Origin of the sequence: Kitasatospora sp. NPDC058492, assembly GCF_042720685.1 — a bacterium.
Lineage (GTDB): Bacteria > Actinomycetota > Actinomycetes > Streptomycetales > Streptomycetaceae > Kitasatospora.
Genome location: NZ_JBHXMU010000033.1, coordinates 1 through 17,493 on the forward strand (window position 1 = coordinate 1; position 17,493 = coordinate 17,493).

Annotated in this window: 18 protein-coding genes; 10 read left to right on the forward strand and 8 right to left on the reverse strand. The window is 73.5% G+C overall.

What is annotated here, in order from left to right; genetic code table 11:
• The first annotated feature begins 254 nt into the window (after positions 1-254).
• The 4 genes from glnII to ACFWPI_RS21885 all read left to right on the forward strand — a co-directional run bounded on the left by glnII (position 255) and on the right by ACFWPI_RS21885 (position 3,990).
• The gene (gene glnII / locus ACFWPI_RS21870; RefSeq protein WP_063349568.1) at positions 255-1,277 is read left to right on the forward strand and encodes a glutamine synthetase; all 1,023 of its coding nucleotides are present in this window, start codon (positions 255-257) and stop codon (positions 1,275-1,277) included.
• Between the two features lie 217 nt (positions 1,278-1,494).
• Positions 1,495-2,592 (forward strand): LLM class flavin-dependent oxidoreductase, encoded by a 1,098-nt coding sequence (locus tag ACFWPI_RS21875; protein ID WP_380336168.1) that lies wholly within the window; start codon positions 1,495-1,497, stop codon positions 2,590-2,592.
• Between the two features lie 49 nt (positions 2,593-2,641).
• On the forward strand, positions 2,642-3,172 hold the full coding sequence (locus tag ACFWPI_RS21880; protein WP_380336171.1) for a hypothetical protein: 531 nt from the start codon (positions 2,642-2,644) through the stop codon (positions 3,170-3,172).
• On the forward strand, positions 3,169-3,990 hold the full coding sequence (locus ACFWPI_RS21885; protein ID WP_380380589.1) for an MOSC domain-containing protein: 822 nt from the start codon (positions 3,169-3,171) through the stop codon (positions 3,988-3,990). The genes ACFWPI_RS21880 and ACFWPI_RS21885 overlap by 4 nt, the downstream gene beginning before the upstream one ends.
• Here the strand turns inward: ACFWPI_RS21885 and cobC are convergent.
• Both cobC and ACFWPI_RS21895 read right to left on the reverse strand, forming a co-directional pair.
• Positions 3,947-5,023, reverse strand: a complete 1,077-nt coding sequence (gene cobC / locus ACFWPI_RS21890) for an Rv2231c family pyridoxal phosphate-dependent protein CobC (protein ID WP_380380591.1) — start codon at positions 5,021-5,023, stop codon at positions 3,947-3,949. The two genes, ACFWPI_RS21885 and cobC, sit on opposite strands and share 44 nt — an antisense overlap.
• Positions 5,020-6,408, reverse strand: a complete 1,389-nt coding sequence (locus ACFWPI_RS21895; RefSeq protein WP_380380593.1) for a cobalamin biosynthesis protein — start codon at positions 6,406-6,408, stop codon at positions 5,020-5,022. Before ACFWPI_RS21895 ends, cobC begins: the two co-directional genes overlap by 4 nt.
• A gap of 261 nt (positions 6,409-6,669) precedes the next feature.
• On the opposite strand from ACFWPI_RS21895, the gene ACFWPI_RS21900 reads away from it, so the two are divergent.
• From ACFWPI_RS21900 to ACFWPI_RS21915, 4 genes are all read left to right on the forward strand, one after another.
• Positions 6,670-7,605, forward strand: a complete 936-nt coding sequence (locus tag ACFWPI_RS21900; protein ID WP_380380595.1) for an alkaline phosphatase family protein — start codon at positions 6,670-6,672, stop codon at positions 7,603-7,605.
• Between the two features lie 5 nt (positions 7,606-7,610).
• The gene (locus tag ACFWPI_RS21905; protein WP_380380597.1) at positions 7,611-8,939 is read left to right on the forward strand and encodes an MFS transporter; all 1,329 of its coding nucleotides are present in this window, start codon (positions 7,611-7,613) and stop codon (positions 8,937-8,939) included.
• Complete coding sequence (locus ACFWPI_RS21910; RefSeq protein ID WP_063349576.1) at positions 8,936-9,970, forward strand: hypothetical protein; 1,035 nt, start codon at positions 8,936-8,938, stop codon at positions 9,968-9,970. Before ACFWPI_RS21905 ends, ACFWPI_RS21910 begins: the two co-directional genes overlap by 4 nt.
• A 66-nt stretch (positions 9,971-10,036) precedes the next feature.
• Complete coding sequence (locus ACFWPI_RS21915; protein ID WP_380424984.1) at positions 10,037-10,831, forward strand: hypothetical protein; 795 nt, start codon at positions 10,037-10,039, stop codon at positions 10,829-10,831.
• Positions 10,832-10,853: 22 nt separating this feature from the next.
• On the opposite strand, the gene ACFWPI_RS21920 is transcribed toward ACFWPI_RS21915, so the two are convergent.
• The 4 genes from ACFWPI_RS21920 to ACFWPI_RS21935 form a co-directional block, all read right to left on the reverse strand.
• Positions 10,854-11,813, reverse strand: a complete 960-nt coding sequence (locus ACFWPI_RS21920; protein ID WP_380379939.1) for a hypothetical protein — start codon at positions 11,811-11,813, stop codon at positions 10,854-10,856.
• Positions 11,814-11,834: 21 nt separating this feature from the next.
• Positions 11,835-12,638: a serine hydrolase gene (locus tag ACFWPI_RS21925; protein ID WP_380379942.1), complete on the reverse strand. Its 804-nt coding sequence runs from the start codon at positions 12,636-12,638 to the stop codon at positions 11,835-11,837.
• A gap of 212 nt (positions 12,639-12,850) precedes the next feature.
• A complete protein-coding gene (locus ACFWPI_RS21930) occupies positions 12,851-13,147 on the reverse strand; it encodes a DUF1330 domain-containing protein (protein ID WP_380336192.1) in 297 nt (98 codons plus the stop codon).
• 29 nt (positions 13,148-13,176) lie between these two features.
• Positions 13,177-14,106 carry an EamA family transporter gene (locus ACFWPI_RS21935; RefSeq protein ID WP_380379944.1) on the reverse strand — a complete coding sequence of 310 codons (930 nt, stop codon included), beginning with the start codon at positions 14,104-14,106 and terminating at the stop codon, positions 13,177-13,179.
• Between the two features lie 159 nt (positions 14,107-14,265).
• Between ACFWPI_RS21935 and ACFWPI_RS21940 the strand changes: the two genes are divergently transcribed.
• On the forward strand, positions 14,266-14,778 hold the full coding sequence (locus ACFWPI_RS21940; protein WP_380379946.1) for a MarR family winged helix-turn-helix transcriptional regulator: 513 nt from the start codon (positions 14,266-14,268) through the stop codon (positions 14,776-14,778).
• Between the two features lie 206 nt (positions 14,779-14,984).
• Entirely contained in the window at positions 14,985-15,449 is a 465-nt protein-coding gene (locus tag ACFWPI_RS21945; RefSeq protein ID WP_380379949.1) for a hypothetical protein, read from the forward strand.
• 19 nt (positions 15,450-15,468) lie between these two features.
• Here the strand turns inward: ACFWPI_RS21945 and ACFWPI_RS21950 are convergent, their stop codons facing one another.
• Positions 15,469-16,878 (reverse strand): cobyrinate a,c-diamide synthase, encoded by a 1,410-nt coding sequence (locus ACFWPI_RS21950; RefSeq protein WP_380379951.1) that lies wholly within the window; start codon positions 16,876-16,878, stop codon positions 15,469-15,471.
• Positions 16,879-16,882: 4 nt separating this feature from the next.
• Positions 16,883-17,488 (reverse strand): cob(I)yrinic acid a,c-diamide adenosyltransferase, encoded by a 606-nt coding sequence (gene cobO, locus ACFWPI_RS21955; protein WP_380379954.1) that lies wholly within the window; start codon positions 17,486-17,488, stop codon positions 16,883-16,885.
• Positions 17,489-17,493: the final 5 nt, after the last annotated feature.

Sequence of the window (17,493 nt, forward strand, 5' to 3'; positions counted from 1 at the left end):
CGGCCCTCTGCCCCGCCCCGCGGGGGGGGGGTGCCGCCCCCGGGGCCGCCTGGCGCGGGCCCCCCGGGGTTTCCACCTGGCCCCCCGGGGGGCCCCCCCCGCCACTCCGGGCGCCGCCCTGGCACTCCCGCACCGTGACCGTGCCAATACGGAGGGTTGGTTCACATCCGCGTTACACGAGAGGAACAACCGGGAAACGGCGGCTTGCGACGCTACGCGGGCACCCACCACCCAGCAATGCGAGGTACACCGCCGTGGCAATCAAGGCCGAGTACATCTGGATCGACGGCACCAAGCCGACCGCGAAGCTCCGTTCCAAGACTCGGGTCCTGCCCAACGCGGACAAGATCCCGACCTGGGGTTTCGACGGCTCCTCGACCAACCAGGCGGAGGGCCACGCCTCGGACCGCGTGCTGGACCCGGTGAAGGTCGTGCCGGACCCGATCCGCGGCGGTGACAACATCCTGGTCCTGTGCGAGGTGCTGGAGACCGACGGCACCCCGCACGCGTCCAACACCCGTGCCCTGCTGCGCGAGGTCGACGAGAAGTACGCGGCCCAGGAGTCGATCTTCGGCATCGAGCAGGAGTACACCTTCTTCAAGGGCTCCCGCCCGCTCGGCTTCCCGGAGGGCGGCTTCCCGGCCCCGCAGGGCGGCTACTACTGCGGCATCGGCGCCGAGGAGGTCTTCGGTCGCGAGATCGTCGAGCTGCACCTGGACCGCTGCATCGACGCCGGCCTGGCGATCTGCGGCATCAACGCCGAGGTCATGCCCGGCCAGTGGGAGTTCCAGATCGGCCCGGTCTCCTCGCTGACCGTCTCGGACGACCTGTGGATCGCCCGCTACCTGCTGTACCGCACCGCCGAGGAGTTCGGCATCGACGCCACCCTGGACGCCAAGCCGGTCAGGGGCGACTGGAACGGCGCGGGCGCGCACACCAACTTCTCCACCAAGGCGATGCGCGAGGGCTACGACGCCATCATCACCGCCTGCGAGTCCCTCGGTGCCTCCCAGGACAAGGTGCTGGAGCACGTCAGCCAGTACGGCGACGACATCCAGTCCCGCCTGACCGGCAAGCACGAGACCGCCCCGTGGAACGTCTACAGCTACGGCGTCTCCAACCGCGGCGCCTCGGTCCGCATCCCGTGGCAGGTCGAGGTGGAGCAGAAGGGCTACATCGAGGACCGTCGCCCGAACGCCAACATCGACCCCTACGTCGTCACCCGCCTCATGATCAACACCTGCTGCGAGGCCCTGGAGAAGGCCGGCCAGGTCTGATCCGCCCCCGCTGCGCACCGGCCGCCGGTCCTCCCGTACAAGGGAGGGCCGGCGGCCGTCGTCGTCGGGCATAATCGCTCGTATGACCGCTTCCGCCCGCCGTGTCCTCGTGCGACGTCTGCACGTGGACCTGGTGCGGGTGTGCGCGGCCGCGTGTTGCCGGTGAGTGTCTCCGTCCTCATCCCGCAGGCAACCCGGCGTAGGAGTGTGTCCGTCCATGTCGCTCGTGTTCCACTGGTTCCTTCCCACCAACGGTGACAGCCGGCAGATCGTCGGGGGTGGGCACGGGTCCACACCGGGGGTGGCGGGTGCGGACCGGCCGCCGAGCCTGGGGTACCTGGGGCAGGTCGCCCGCAGCGCCGAGCAGTTGGGGTTCGAGGGGGTGCTGACACCGACCGGCGCGTGGTGCGAGGACGCCTGGCTGACGACGGCGATGCTGACGCAGGTGACGGAGCGGCTGAAGTACCTGGTGGCGTTCCGGCCCGGACAGATCAGCCCGACGCTGGCCGCGCAGATGGCCGCGACGTACCAACGGCAGTCCGGCGGGCGGCTGCTGCTGAACGTGGTGACCGGCGGCGAGTCCGCCGAGCAGCGCGCCTACGGGGACTTCCTGGACAAGGACGCCCGGTACGCGCGGACCGGGGAGTTCCTGGACATCGTCCGGCGGCTGTGGGCGGGCGAGACGGTCGACCACCACGGGCCCCATCTGCGGGTCGAGCGGGCCCGGCTGAACCGGCTGCCGGAGCCGGTGCCGACGGTGTACTTCGGCGGCTCGTCCCCGGCGGCCGGCGAGGTCGCGGCGCAGTCCGCGGACGTCTACCTGACCTGGGGCGAACCGCCCGCCCAGGTGCGGGAGAAGGTCCGCTGGATCCGCGAACTCGCCGCCGCCCGCGGACGGGTGGTGCGGTTCGGGATCCGGCTGCACGTGATCACCCGGGACACCGCCGCGCAGGCCTGGGCGGAGACCGAGCGGCTGCTCGCCGGAATGGACCCGGGGCGCGTGCGCCAGACCCAGCGGGCGCTCGCCGAGAGCGAGTCGGAGGGCCAGCGGCGGATGCTCGCGCTGCACGGCGGCTCGGCCGAGCGGCTGGAGGTGTACCCGGGGCTGTGGGCCGGGATCGGCCTGCTGCGCGGCGGTGCCGGGACGGCCCTGGTGGGCAGCCACCGGGAGGTCGCGGACCTGATCACCGAGTACCACGAGCTGGGGATCGACGAGTTCGTGCTGTCGGGCATGCCGCACCTGGAGGAGGCGTACTGGTTCGGCGAGGGCGTGCTGCCGCTGCTGGCCGCCCGCAACCTGTGGCACCGGCCGTGAACCCGCAAACCGCTGGTCAATCCGCCGGGGCGGCCGGAGAATTCACGGCATGACGCTGCCCCTGCTCCTCCTCGACGTGGACGGACCGCTCAACCCCTACGCCGCGCCGAAGACCCGGCGGCCGGAGGGGTACGACACCCACCGCCTGCTCCCGACCTGGTGGGCGGACCGGCAGGCGCGCTACTCCGGCGCGCGGGCGAAGCCGCTGCGGGTGTGGCTGAACCCGGCGCACGGGCCGGAACTGCTCGGCCTGCCCTACGAACTGGTGTGGGCCACCGGCTGGATGGGCGAGGCGAACACCCACATCGGCCCGAACCTCGGCCTGCCCGAACTCCCCTACATCCAGTGGACGGACCTGTTCGGGGAGGACCCGGACGGCCTGCACTGGAAGACCCGGGACGTGGTCGCCTGGGCGGACGGCCGCCCGTTCGTCTGGGTGGACGACGAACTCGGCCCGCAGGACACCGCCTGGATAGCCGCCCACCACCCCGCCCCGGCACTCACGTTCCACGTCAACCCCCGAATCGGCCTGCTGGCCGCCGACTTCGTGGCCCTGCGCGAATGGGCGGTCGCGGCATGAGGGTCGGGACGGTCGAACGGCTGCGGCGCTACCCGGTGAAGTCGCTGCTGGGGGAGGAGTTGGCGGCGGTCGGGGTGGACGGGCGCGGCCTGGAGCGGGACCGCGGCCGCGCCCTGCTCGACCTCGACACCGGGAAGGTCGCCAGCGCCAAGAACCCGCGGCTGTGGGCGGGCCTGCTCGGTTACACGGCGGCGACCACGGCGGGCGGCGTGGTGATCACCGGCCCGGACGGGCGGTGCGTGGACGAGGAGGAGCTGTCGGCGGCGCTCGGCCGCAAGGTCGCCCTGATCGCCGAGCGCCCGCCCGGGGCGACGATCGAGCGGGCCGTGCCGGAGGAGGTGCTGGCGCACGGCATCGAGGCCGAAGTCGACGTCACTGTCAACGAGTTGGGCCGGGCCGCGCCGGACGGCGGCTTCTTCGACTTCGCCCCGCTGCATCTGGTCACCACCTCGACGCTGGCCGCGACCGGCGCCGAGGCGGAGCGCTACCGCCCGAACCTGGTGATCCGCACCGAGGGTGAGGGGTATGTCGAGAACGCTTGGGTGGGGCGGGAGTTGACGATCGGGCCGGTGCTGCGGCTGCGCATCGTGGTGCCCACGCCGCGCTGTGCCGTCCCGACCCTGCGGCACGGCCCGCTGCCCCGGAGCACGTCCGCCCTGCGCGTCCCGGCCGAGCGGAACCGCCTGGTCCCGCTGGAGGGCATGCCCGCGCTGCCCTGTGCGGGGGTGTACGCGCAGGTGCTGGTACCCGGCCGGGTCGCGGTGGGGGATGCGATCAGGCTGGGCCGAGGCGGGGCAGGGCGGGAGGCGGTGGGGTGAGAACGGCGGCGAGGGCGTCCAGGAAGCGGTCGGTGGTGGCCTCGTCCCGGACGGCGATCCGCAGCCACTCCTCGCCCAGCCCCGGGAAGGTGTCCCCGCGCCGGACGGCGAAGCCGCGCCCGCGCAGCCGCTCCCGGACGGCCGCCGCGCCCGGCAGCCGTACCAGGACGAAGGACGCGGCCGGCTCGCCGTACACCCGAAGAGTCGGGAAGGCGGCCAAGCCCTTCAGCAAGTAGCTCCGCCACAAGGCCAGTTCGGCGGCGGCCTCCTCCGCCTCGGCCAGCGCGGCCGGGCCGCTGCACGCCTCGGCGGCGGCCAGCGCGGGGGTGGAGACCGGCCAGAGCGGTTGGGCGGCGCCGAGCGCGGCGATCAGCGGTGCGGGCCCGAGGACGTAGCCGATCCGCAGTCCGGCCAGGCCCCAGGTCTTGGTGAGGCTGCGCAGGACGACGACCTGGCCGGGCAGGTCCCGGGCCGGGGCGAGGGACTCGCGTTCGCCGGGCACGGTGTCCATGAACGCCTCGTCGACCACCAGGGTGCGTCCGGGGCGGGCGAGTGCGGCGACGGCGTCGGCGGGGTGCAGGACGGAGGTCGGGTTGGTGGGGTTGCCGAGGACGACCAGGTCGGCCTCCTCCGGGACGGCCCCCAGCCGGAACCCGTCCTCGGGGGACAGCAGTACCCGGTGCACCTGGTGCCCGGCGTCCCGCAGCGCCGCCTCGGGTTCGGTGAACTGCGGGTGCACCACGACGATATGACGTGCCGTCAGGACGCGGGCCAGCAGGACGAAGGCCTCCGCCGCCCCCGAGGTGAGCAGCACCTCGTCGGCGGGCCGCCGGTGCCGGGCGGCCACCGCCGCGCGGGCGGCGCCCTGGTCGGGGTAGGCGGCGAGGTCGCCGAGGGTGGCAGCGAGCCGGTCGCGCAGCCAGGCCGGGGGTGTGCCGGTGCGGACGTTGACGGCGAGGTCGACCAGGCCGGACCCGCCGGCGCGCACCTCGGCGTCGCCGTGGTGGCGCAGGTCGGGTTCGGGGGCGGTCACGCGGGGTCTCCTTGCGGGTGGGCGGGCACATCGGGGGCGAGCGGTTGGAGGGGCAGCCCCGGGACGCGGTGGACGTCGTACGCGCCCGGCGGCACGCGCAGCGCCGCGCCGTCGCCGAGGGCGACCAGCGCCACGGCGTGCCCGTGCGCGGCCAGGTCGACGGCCAGGTCAACACCCATGTCGACAGCCAGGTCGACAGCCATGTCGACGGCCGCGCCGGTGGCCGCTCCGGCGCCGTCGTCCGTCGCGATCCGCCTGGTCCCGGGCCGCAGCAGCTCGGCGACCGCCCCGACCGCGCCCGGCGCGCCCACGACCGTCGACGCGCGCCGCAGTTCCGCCAGCGCGCGCGGCACCAGCAGGTCGTGCGCGCCCGGTCCGAGTCCGACGACGGCGAGGCGTCCGCGGACCGCCGCCCGGGCGATCGCGACCGTCGCCGCGGCGGACTTCCGTTTGGTGGCGACGAGCTCGCCACCGGGGGCGCTCGCCAGGGCGGCCGCCTCGGCGACGCTCGCGGTGCCGACGGCGGCGCCGACCAGGTCCGACGGGTTCGGCACGGCCACCGCGGCCAGGTCCGCCGCCGGGTGCTCGTCCACCGGCACCCCGCCGAGGCAGAACGCGGCCCAGCGCACCTCCGGGTGGTCCGCCTTGCCGGCCACCGTCGCCAGCCGGGCGATCGAGGCGCGGGCCAGGCCGTGTTCGGCCAGGGTGTCCGTGATCAGCCGCATCAGCTCGGAGTCCGTGGCGCCGCCGCCCGCGCCGACCCCGACGACCAGGGTGCGCGGGTGCACGAGGAGCACGTCCTCGTCGGGGTGGGTGCGGTCGGTGACCCGCAGGACGGGGGCGTCGGCGGGCGCGTCGGCTCGGGCGGAGGGCGGCAGGGCCGGCAGCGGGTGCGCCAGGTCGCTCTCCAGCCGGACCGGCCGGCCCTCGGCGAGCGCCCGCGAGGCCGCTGAGCCGCGCGGCCCGCGGGTGTACGTCGACGCGTGACCGACCAGGTGCGCGAAGGGCCGGGCGGTGGCCGGGGGAGGGCTGCCGGTCAGGACGGCCCGGACGCCGAGCAGGGCGGCGAGTTCCTCGGCCAGTTCGTCGGCGCCGCTGTCGCGGCCGGTCAGCGGGACGGCGTAGCGCAGGTTCAGGTCCAGGCTGACCAGGCCGGGCCCGCCCGGGCGCAGGTGCGAGCCGTCGATCAGCAGTTGCGCGGTGGCCGCGACCGGCGCGAGGCAGACCACCAGGTCGTTGCGGCCGAGGGCGTAGTCCAGGGCCTCGGTCGGACCGAAGCAGGCACTGGCCACCGCGGTGTGGATGCGGGTGGTCTCCGGCCAGGCGGCGTGGATCTCGTCGGCCAGCAGGCGGCCCGTCCCGTTGAGGGCGACCAGTCCGATCACGTCCCGCTCCTTCACCCAAAGCCCCGCGAGCCCCGCGAGCCCGGTGATCCCCGCACACGAGCATCCGTGATCCCGCCACAAGGGCCCCCGTGATCCCACCACGCCCGGTCGGAACGGGTCAATCGGGGCGGCTGTGACGTGGACCGCCGACGGGCGGCAGCTGTTCGCCTGTTCTTCACTTGTCTTGTGCGGTACACGACACGGCGCGATCCTACTGTTCTCGGCGCTCCAACCAGGCAGCCCCGACGCACGGAGGACCCGATGGCCTTCGCACGACTCCGCACCCCCGGAACCACGTCCCCCCGCCGCCCCTCCCGCCGCCCGCTCCGCCGGCCCCTCACCGCCCTCGCCGCCGGGCTCGGCCTCGTCGGCGGCTCGCTCGGCCTGTGGGCCGCCGGCGGCAGCGCGGCCGCCGACACCGCCGGCGGGCTGCCCTCGCCCGACCACGTGATCGTCGTGGTGATGGAGAACCACGCCTACTCGCAGGTCATCGGCAGCAGCTCCAGCGCGCCGTACATCAACAACACGCTGGTCGCCGGCGGCGCCGCGCTCACCCAGTCCTTCGCGCTCACCCACCCCAGCCAGCCCAACTACTACATGCTGTTCTCCGGCAGCGCGCAGGGCGTCACCGACGACAGCTGCGTCGACGTCGGCGCCCTCCAGCAGCCCAACCTGGGCTCCGAACTGCTCGCCGCCGGCCAGACCTGGGCCAGCTACAACGAGGGCCTGCCCGCCCAGGGCGCCACCGACTGCCGCGTCGACAACTACGCGCAGAAGCACGACCCGTGGTTCGGCTTCGGCAACGTGCCCGCCTCCAGTGCCTACGGCATGGACGCCTTCCCGACCGACTACACCACCCTGCCCAAGGTCTCCTTCGTCATCCCGGACCTGTGCAACGACATGCACGACTGTTCCGTCGGCACCGGTGACACCTGGCTGCAGACCAACCTCGCCGCCTACGCCACCTGGGCCAAGAGCCACAACAGCCTGCTCGTGGTCACCTTCGACGAGGACAACCGCCTCGCCGGCAACCGCATCCCGACCGTCTTCTACGGCGCCCACGTCACCCCCGGCAGCAGCACCGGCACCACCTACAACCACTACAACGTGCTGCGCACCCTGGAGGACCTCGCCGGGCTGACCGCCCACGCGGGCAACGCCGCCAACGCCACCGACATCACCGGCATCTGGAACTGACGCCCGTGTACGTCGCGGACTCCCGCAGCTCCAAGGCCCCCGCCGCCCCGGCCTCCGCAACGGAGCCGCCGGGGCGGCGCGGCGCCGCCCTGCGCGCCGTACCCGGGACGGTGCTCGCCCTCGGCGCCGTCAGCCTGGTCACCGACATCTCCTCCGAGATGGTCACCGCCGTCCTGCCGCTCTACCTGCTCACCGGTCTCGGCCTCTCCCCGCTCGGCTTCGGGCTGCTGGACGGCATCCAGAACGGGTTCAGCGCGCTCGTCCGCCTCGCCGGGGGCCACCTCGCCGACCGCCGCGGCCGCGACGGCGCCGCCCGCCACAAGACCGTCGCGGCCGTCGGCTACGGCCTGTCCGCGCTCTGCAAACCGCTGCTGCTGCTCGTCCACACCGTGCCGCTGATCGGCGCCGTGATCGCCGTCGACCGCACCGGCAAGGGCCTGCGCACCGCACCCCGGGACGCGATGATCTCGCTCTCCACCGAACCCGCCCACCGCGGACGGGCGTTCGGCGTGCACCGGGCGATGGACACCGCCGGCGCCCTGCTCGGCCCGCTCACCGCCTTCCTCGTGCTGCGCCTGGCGGGCGGGCCGATGCTCGCCGACGGCGGCGAACGGCACGGCTACAACGCGGTGTTCACGGTCAGCGCGTGCGTCGCCGCCCTCGGCGTGCTGGTCCTGCTGCTGTTCGTGCCGAACCGACCGTCGACCGACGATCCGTCAACTGCCGTTCCCTCGCTGCGCGACAGCCTCACCCTGCTGCGGCTGCCCGGGCTGCGACGGCTCACGCTCTGCGCCGTCCTGCTCGGACTCACCACCGTCAGCGACTCCTTCCTCTACCTCCTCGTCCAGCGCCGGCTCGGCCTCTCCGTCGACCTGTTCCCGCTGCTGCCGCTCGGCACCGCCGCTGCCTTCCTGCTGCTCGCCGTCCCGCTCGGCGCCCTCGCCGACCGGATCGGCCGCCGCCGGCTCTTCCTCGGCGGGCACGTGCTGCTGCTGCTCGCGTACGGGCTGCTGCTCTCACCGGCCGGCGGCCCGGCGGTGGCCGTCTGCGTCCTCGTGCTGCACGGCGCCTTCTACGCGGCCACCGACGGCGTGCTCGCCGCCGCCGCGGCCGACGCCGTCCCGGCCGGGCAGCGCGGTGCCGGGCTCGCCCTGGTCGGCACCGGGCAGGCGCTCGCCCGGTTCGCCTGCTCGCTGCTGTTCGGCGCGCTGTGGAGCGCGGTCGGCGGCACCGGCGCGCTGGGCTGGTCGGCGGGGGCGCTCGCGCTCTGCGTGCTCGGCGCGGCCGCCGTCCTGCGTGAACCCGCCGCCACCACCGTCGAGGAGAGCCCGTGAACCGACTCCAGAACCGGACCAGGGTGATCATCCTCCTGGTCGCCGTCCTGCTGCTCGGCGCCGTCGGCACCGGGGCCGTCCTCCACGCCGCCGACCGCACCGCCCGGCGCGACCAGGCCCAGCCCGGCGGCCCCGCCGTCACCGAGGGCGCCGTCACCCTGCAAAAGCCCTCCGAGGGGCGGAAGCTGGTCTTCCGCAACATGGCCTGGGGCCCGCACCGCGACGAACTCACCGCCGTCCCCGCCGACCGCCCGGACGGCCCGCGCACCGCCTCCGGCGTCCAGTGCCTGCGCTTCTACGCCGCCGCCGGCACCGGCATCTGCCTCCAGGCCCAGCACGGCGCCCTGGAGGACACCTACCGCGCCGTCGTCCTCGACGACCACCTGCGCGAACGGCGCTCCTACCCGGCGGCCGGCATCCCCACCCGCTCCCGGGTCTCCCCGTCCGGGCACCTCGCCGCCTGGACGGTCTTCGTCAGCGGCGACTCCTACGCGGGCACCGACTTCTCCACCCGCACCTCCATCGTCGACGTCCGCGACTGGAACCTCCGGGACAACCTGGAGACCTTCGACGTGATCAAGGACGGCCACCCCTACCAGGCCCACGACATCAACATCTGGGGCGTGACCTTCGCCGACGACAACACCTTCTACGCGACCCTCGCCACCGGCGGCCACACCCACCTCGTCCGCGGCGACCTCGCCGCCCACACCCTCACCACCCTGCACGAGAACGTCGAGTGCCCCTCGCTCTCCCCGGACGGCACCCGCATCGCCTACAAGAAGCGCGTCCCCGGCCTGTCCCCCGACGCCCCCTGGCGCCTGTACGTCCTCGACCTCGCCACCATGACCGAGACCGCCACCGCCGAACAGCGCAACATCGACGACCAGGCCGTCTGGTCGGACACCGGCACCCTCCTCTACGCTCTGCCCGGCGACTACGGCGCCGACCTGTGGACCGTCCCCGCCGACGGCGGCGGCGCCCCCCGGCGGGTCACCCAGGCCGCGGTCGCCCCCGCCTACCTGGGCTGAGGAACTCTCGGCTACGGTCCCTCGTCGAGCACAATGACGTCCTGATCGAACGGGGGAACGACAAACGTGGACGGCATCCCGCCCGAGCGCGCGGTCACCGACTCCTGGCCGGCCCTGCACGGCCGACCCGTCCTGCGGCGCACCGTCGCCGTCGGACTGGTCCTCTGCGTGTCCGTCGCGGCCGCCCTCGTGGTGCGCGGCGTCAACTCGCTCACCGCCGGCCGCGTCGGCCGCGAGACCGACCGCGACCGGGCCGAACTCCTCGCCGGCCTCCACCCCTCCCAGCACCCCGGCGTCGGCCGCTCCTACGTCCCCGTCGGCGCCATCTACACCCACACCCCCGACGGCGCCCCCATCGCCTACCTGCACTACCGCGTCGCGGGCAAGGACGTCGGCCTCGGCGACTTCCTGCGCGCCTACGACCTCCCGGCCCCCGGCCCCACCGCCCCCCTCCCCGCCGACCTCACCGCCGCCCTCGGCGGCGACGGCCCGGCCGAGGCCCCCGAACTCCCCCCGGACCCTGAGCCCACCCCCACCCCGTCACCCACCCCCGACGCCACCACCGCAGACCCGGCACCCCCGGCACCCGCAGCACCCCCCGGCCTCCAGGCCGCCGACCCCGACGCCGAACCCGAACCCGACCCCGACCCCGACGCCGACCCCACCCCGGACCTCGACGACGACACCCCCGAGCCCACCCCCTCCGTCACCCTCCCCCCGACCCCAACCCCCACCCCGACGCCTACCCCCACCCCTTCCCTCACCCCCACCGCGCCCCCCACCCACCCCCAGACCACCCGCCGCATCTACGTCGCCACCATCCCCGGCGCCGCCGACATCTACATCCGCGCCACCGGCTGAGGGTGCGCCACGGCACCGCAGCTCAGGCCACGTCCCGGTCGATGGTGAACGCCATGACGCTCCCCGGCTGGAGCGGGAAGGGCAACTGGATCAGCCCCGCCGTGTTGTTGAACGGAGCGGGGAAGGTGGCCCGGACACTGGCGCCGTGGGCCGCCCCGAGCGCGCTGATCTCCGAGGCGTTCACGCTCAGGCGGGTAGGTTTGAGAGCAGGGTCGATGGTGAGCCGGTACTCGGCATCGGTGACGTGGCGGAACACCTGAGCCTGGATGCGGACCCGGCGATCGTTGCCCACGAACTTGCGTGCCGTGATGCTCAGCTCGACGAGATGGCCCACGGTGACCTGGGCGTCGCGGGGTACCGAGAAGTGGTCGATCCGGGCTCGCCCGCCGGCGACGGTCTCATGTGTCGAGGGCCTGCGTTCCAGGTCCCGGTTGTCCACCCGGACCGCTCCGATGGTGAAGACCTCGGGATCGTCCGGGTCCAGGTTGTCGTCGATCATCCACCGGAGCAGGCACTCCGGCCCGGTGAATCCGTCCAGGCCGGCATCGTCGTTGGAGGCGAGACAGGCGATGGTCACCGTTTTGGGGAGGACGTCGATCCGGTAGGAGATCCGGAAGCTCTGGTAGAGGTAGTCGGGGTGGGCGTCGCCTGCCGGCGCAGGTGAGAGCAGGCAGTCGTAGCGGTAGGCGGACAGCGCGCCGGAGAACAGCGGATCGCGTACCGGGCCGAGGACGTCCTGCATGCCGCGAAGGACAGCGCTGTCCACCTGCTCCGTGGTCTCCCGCACGGTGAGGGATCCGATGGCCAGAGTCACGGCCGCGGCCGAGACGAAGGCGCCGCCGATGAGGCTGAGAACGGTGGCGACGACCTGCTGGTGGGTCAGCAGCGCGGCCGCCACCACACACGCCAGTCCCGTGGTGAGGGCGAGGATGTTGACGAGCGCCAGGATCTTGCGCAGTTGTCGCTCTCGAGACACGGCCATGCGGCACCCCCGTGGGCGACGTCAGAGCGCCGCACCGTCTGCGATGATCCGGACGATCCGCTCGGAGACTTCCCCGATCTCCTGCGCCGTAAGAACGTTATCGGACTGATTGTTCGTCAGGAACACCATGGCGATGGGGGTGGCCGGGTGGAGGACGATGCCCGCATCGTTGACGATGCCGCGCAGGCTGCCGGTCTTGTGCCGCACCGGGACATCGTCGTCCAGCCGGGACGGAATCCTGTCGTTCCTCAAGTAGTTGACCAGGTACCGGCGGATCGGCTCCAGATGCGGCGCCCGGTCGATGTGCTCGACCAGCCGCAGCATGTCCTCGGCGGTGGTGGTGTTGGCGCGTCCGAGGGGGCCGAGTTCACGCTCGGAGAACCCTGCCGGGAAGAGGGTCGCGTGCAGCCCGAGTGTCTTGATCGTGGAGTCGATCCGGTCCTGCCCCAGCACCGCGCGAAGGTGCTCGGCGGCTGGATTGTCACTGGTCACCAGGGTGAAACCGCACAACTCCCGTACGGTGACGGTCGAATCAGGGTCGAGGGCCTGGAGCACGCTCGGGTACATGGTGCCGGGAAGGGATCCGATGCGAACCCGGGCGTCCAGGTCGACTTCGCCGCGCTCGGCCCACTCGAAGAGCGCGACCCCCAGGATCATCTTCGCCAGGCTCGCGGCGGGCAGCACGAGGTCCGCATGGTGGGCGACGGTGAGCTGCGGGTTGCCGAGTGTCTTGACCAGGACGCTGCGCACGCCCGCGTCGGCCCCCTGGGTGAACGCCTCGATCTGTGCGGCGATCGCAGTGCGCACGCCGTCGGAATCGACCATCAGGCCATCCCATTCCTTTCGCGCCAGTTGGTTCAGGCTAACCGTCGTCTACCCGCCTGGGGGCGTCACACGCCACGCGCGAAGGTCGAACCGGAGTGGCCGGCAGTGCAGTTGGTGGGAGTGCGCTGGCCGCTGACGAGCCGGGCCCCGCCGGTGGGGACCGGCGGGGCTGCGGTGTGTTGCTGTGTTGGTGGGTGGGGGCGGGGGTGGGGTTAGGCGGGTAGGCCGGGGACGGTGGTGATGGTGACGGGGTGGCCCATGGTGGTGATGCGCCAGGTGGCGAGGGCCTGGTAGGCGGGGGAGTGGTACCAGCCGTCGGCGTCGGCCGCGGTGGGGAATTCGAGGATGGCGGTCTTGGTGTAGGCGGTCTCGCCTTCCAGGCGGGCCGGGGTGTCGAAGGCGAGCAGGCGGCCCTGGTAGGGCTCCATGGTGGCGCCGACGTTGGCGAGGTAGTGGCCGAGGGCGGCGTCCGGGGTGTGGTCGGTGCGGGTGATGAGGACGTAGTGCATGGTGGGTTCCTTGTCCGGGCGGTCGGTGGTCAGCGGGTGGCCGGGGCGAGCGTGGGGGCGTCGGGGACGGTGGCGGTGTCGGTGTCGGTGTCGGGAGTGGGCTTTCGGGTGGGGGCCTGGCCGGCGAGCATGGCGCCGAGGGCGAGCAGCAGGCCGAGGAGTTGCCAGCGGGTGAGGGTCTGGCCGAGGACGACGAGGCCGCCCACGGTCGCGACGACCGGGTTGATCAGGCCGAGGAAGGAGGCCGGTCCGGCGCCGAGGCGGTCGATGCCGCGGAACCAGAGGACGTAGCCGAGCGCGGTGCTGAACAGCCCGAGGTAGGCGAACCCGGCGAGGTTGGCGCCGCTGAGTGCGGGCGGCGCGCCTTCGACGACGGCCGCGAGCGGGACGAGGAACAGTGATCCGGCGAGTAGCTGCCAGGCCGTCAGGTCGAGCAGGGTGGCCCCTTCCGGGCGGCCCCAGCGGCGGGTGAGGACGGTGCCCGTGGCCATCAGTGCGATCGCACCGACCATGGCGGCGATCCCGGTGGCGTCCAGTCGTGCGCCGCTCTTCAGTACCAGCAGGGCGACGCCGCCGACGCCGGCGAGCCCTGCGAGCAGTGCCCGCCGTCCGGGCCGTACGCCGAGGACGCCGATCGAGAGGCCGGTCACGAGCAGCGGCTGGATCGCGCCGATGGTGGCGGCGACGCCGCCGGGCAGGCGGTAGGCGCCGACGAAGGTGAGCGGGAAGAACAGCCCGATGTTGAGCATCCCGAGCGCGGCTGCGCGCCCCCACCAGCGCCCCTTGGGCAGTTTGCGGCCGATGAGCAGGAGGAGCAGTCCGGCCGGGAGGGCCCGGAGGGCGGCGAGCAGCAGTGGACGGCCTTCGGGTAGGAGCTGTGTGGTGACCAGGTAGGTCGTGCCCCAGGCCGCCGGGGCGAGTGCCGCCGTGACGGCCACTCCTGCGCGTGTTCCACCCATGGCATCCCCCTCAACGTTGATTATCTGAACGTTGAGATAATTAGTACGCCTCTGGGTGGGTGAACGTCAAGTATGTGAATGTTAAGATAGTTACCCGCAGTCCAGCCGTGAGCCCCGGCCCCGAGCCCCGGCAGGCGGCAACCGAGGAGGCGTCAGGCCATGCAGCAGCGCGACACCGTCGACGAGATCGTCGAGCAGTGGACCAGGACCCGCCCCGACCTGAACACCGAGGCCATCGGCCTGATCGGCCGGCTGCGACGCCTCAACGTCCGCGTCGACGGCGCCCTGCGCGAGTACTTCGGCTCCTGCGGCCTGGACTCCTCCGAGTTCGACGTCCTGGCCACCCTGCGCCGCTCCGGCGAACCCTACGAGCTCAACGCCCGCGCCCTCCTCAAGGCCGCCATGGTCACCTCCGGCGCCATCACCAACCGGGTCGACCGTCTCTCCGCCAAAGGCCTGGTCGAGCGCAACCCCAGCCCCGACGACCGCCGCGCCGTGCTGGTCCGCCTCACCCCGGCCGGCAAGGACCTCATCGACGCGGCGCTGGCCGGCCACGTCCGCAACGAGGAGCACATCCTCGCGGGCCTCGACGCCGACGAGCGCGCCCAACTCGACACCCTGCTGCGCAAGCTCCTCATCGCGCACGGCGACACCGAGCCCCTGCTGGGCTGAGCGCGCCCCGGCGTCTGTGCCTGAACCGCCGCGCGGCCCGGCGCTTCGGCGTACGTTGGGGGGCCGGGGCGGCCCCGCGGTGACGGTCGGTCCGGGCGTGCGCGGGCGGCGGCAGCGGCAGGTGGCCGTAGTGGTCGGGCAGTTCGCGTGTCCATGGCCTCCCCGGTGGCGTTAACCCGGCGGGAACCGCACCGGAGGAGGAGCCCATGAAGGACAAGACCCCCAGGGACATCGCCGTCGACGACCAGCTGCGGGCGGCAGGGGCGGAGGGGGCCCAGTGGCTCAGTGCCGCCGGGTGGGGGCCGCCGGTGACGGTCCCGGTGCAGAAGGCCGCCAGGTGGCAGCAGGAGACCAGGGCCCGGATGCTGGCGGCGCAGGTGGACGAGTCCTGCACGTGGTGCGTCCATCTGCTCGACGGCGGCCCCCAGCCCGTGGTCGTCCACGCCGAGCACCCGACCCACCTGCTCTGCCGCGCCTGCTCCATCGCCGCCCGCCCCCGCCGCGCCTGCCTGGACTGTGGCGGGCCGGCCGCCTCCGCCTCCCCGGCGGACGGCCGCGAGGACGTCTTCATGGGCCCGGTGGCGATCTACACCCGCCTCCGCTGCGCCACCTGCCACCGCCCCGACCGCCCCGACCCCCTGACCGGCACCTTCGGCAACGGCCCGTCCTGAGACGGGCAGGGCAGGGGGGTCACGGTGACGCGGGCTTGCCGGGGGTTGTCTGGTGGGCGGCTGCGGCCGAGGCGAAGGAGGTGGCCAGGGACGGGGCTCCGGCCCAGTGCAGGTGCAGGTAGGAGGCGTGGACGTGGCTGCCCGCGAAGCCCTCGGTGCGGGGGCCGGTGGGCAGGCGCCAGCCCCAGGCGGGGTGTTCGCCCGCGCCCGGTTCGCAGACCGTCCGGTGGAACTCGTGGCCGCGTACCCGGGTGCCGGTCCGGGCGAGCGGGGAGTCGTGCAGGGCGACGGCCTCCCGGTAGCCGAGGGTGAGCCGTTCGGTCATCCGGGCGCCGGTGTCCAGTACGCCGCACATCGGCAGGCCGTCCAACTCGCGCCCCAGGTAGAGCAGTCCGGCGCATTCGGCGGCGATCGGGCCGCCGCCGGCGGCGAACGCCGCGATGGCCCCGCGCAGCGCCGTGTTGCCGCTCAGCTCCCGGACGTACAGCTCGGGGAAGCCGCCGCCGATCACCAGGCCGGCCGTGCCGTCGGGCAGTGCCGAGGCGTGCAGCGGGTCGAAGGGGACGACCTCGGCGCCTGCGGCGGTGAGGAGTTCGGCGTTCTCGGCGTACGAGAAGGAGAACGCGGCGCCGCCCGCGACCGCGATCCGCGGCGTGCCGGCCACCGGATCGACCTCGGCCGACGGGCTCCACGGTTCGGCGGTCAACTCCGGTGCCGTCCGGGCGAGTTCGAGTAGGGCGTCCAAGTCGACCGAGGCGGCGACGAGTTCACCCATGTCGGCGACGGCACGCAGGGCCTCCGCCGAGCGCTCCACGGCCGGGATCAGCCCGAGGTGGCGCGACGGCGTGGCGACGGTCGTGGAGCGGCGCAGCGCGCCCAGCACGGGCACGCCCGAGCCCTCTTCCAGGGCCTCGCGCAGGAGTTGCTCGTGCCGGTCGGAGGCGACCCGGTTGAGGATCACCCCGGCGAGGCGCACCTCCGGGTCCCAGGAGGCGAAGCCGTGCACCAGCGCGGCCACCGACCGGGACTGCGAGGAGCCGTCCACCACCAGTACCACGGGCGCCCGCAGCAGCTTGGCGACGTGCGCGGTGGAGGCCAGCTCCCCCCGCCCGGAGGCCCCGTCGAACAGGCCCATGACCCCCTCGACCACCGCGACGTCCGCTCCCGCCGCGCCGTGCAGGAAGAGCGGGGCGATCCGCTCCGGGCCGCACATGAAGGCGTCCAGGTTGCGGCCCGGGCGCCCGGCGGCGAGCGCGTGGTAGCCCGGGTCGATGTAGTCGGGGCCGACCTTGTGCGGGGACACCGCCAGTCCGCGCGCGGCGAGCGCCGCGATCAGGCCGGTGGCGACGGTGGTCTTGCCGGCGCCCGAGGAGGGCGCGGCGACGACGAGGCGGGGGATGGCGGCCAACGGCCTGCCGGCAGTGCTCAACGGTCTACCACTCGATACCGCGCTGGCCCTTGCGGCCGGCGTCCATGGGGTGCTTGACCTTGGTCATCTCGGTGACCAGGTCGGCGAATTCGGTCAGCGGTTCGGGCGCGTACCGGCCGGTGATGACGACGTGCTGGCTGCCCGGGCGGTCCTTGAGCACCGACACGACCTCCTGCGGGTCGACCCAGCCCCAGTGCATGGGGTAGGTGAACTCGTCCAGCACGTAGAAGCGGTAGGTCTCGGCCGCCAGGTCGCGCTTGACCTGCTCCCAGCCCTCCTTGGCGGCCGCCTCGCTGTCCATCTCCATCTCGCTGGAGCGCTGGATCCACGACCAGCCGGAGCCCATCTTGTGCCAGTCGACCGTGCCGCCCTCGCCGGAGGCGCCGAGCACGCGCAGCGCGTTCTCCTCGCCGACCTTCCACTTGGCGGACTTCACGAACTGGAACACCCCGACGGGCCAGCCCTGGTTCCAGGCCCGCAGCGCCATGCCGAACGCGGCCGTGGACTTGCCCTTGCCGGGGCCGGTGTGCACGGCGGTGATCGGCTGCGTGCGGCGCTGACGGGTCGTCAGGCCGTCTTCGGGGACGCTCTCGGGGACACCCTTGGGCATGTCGG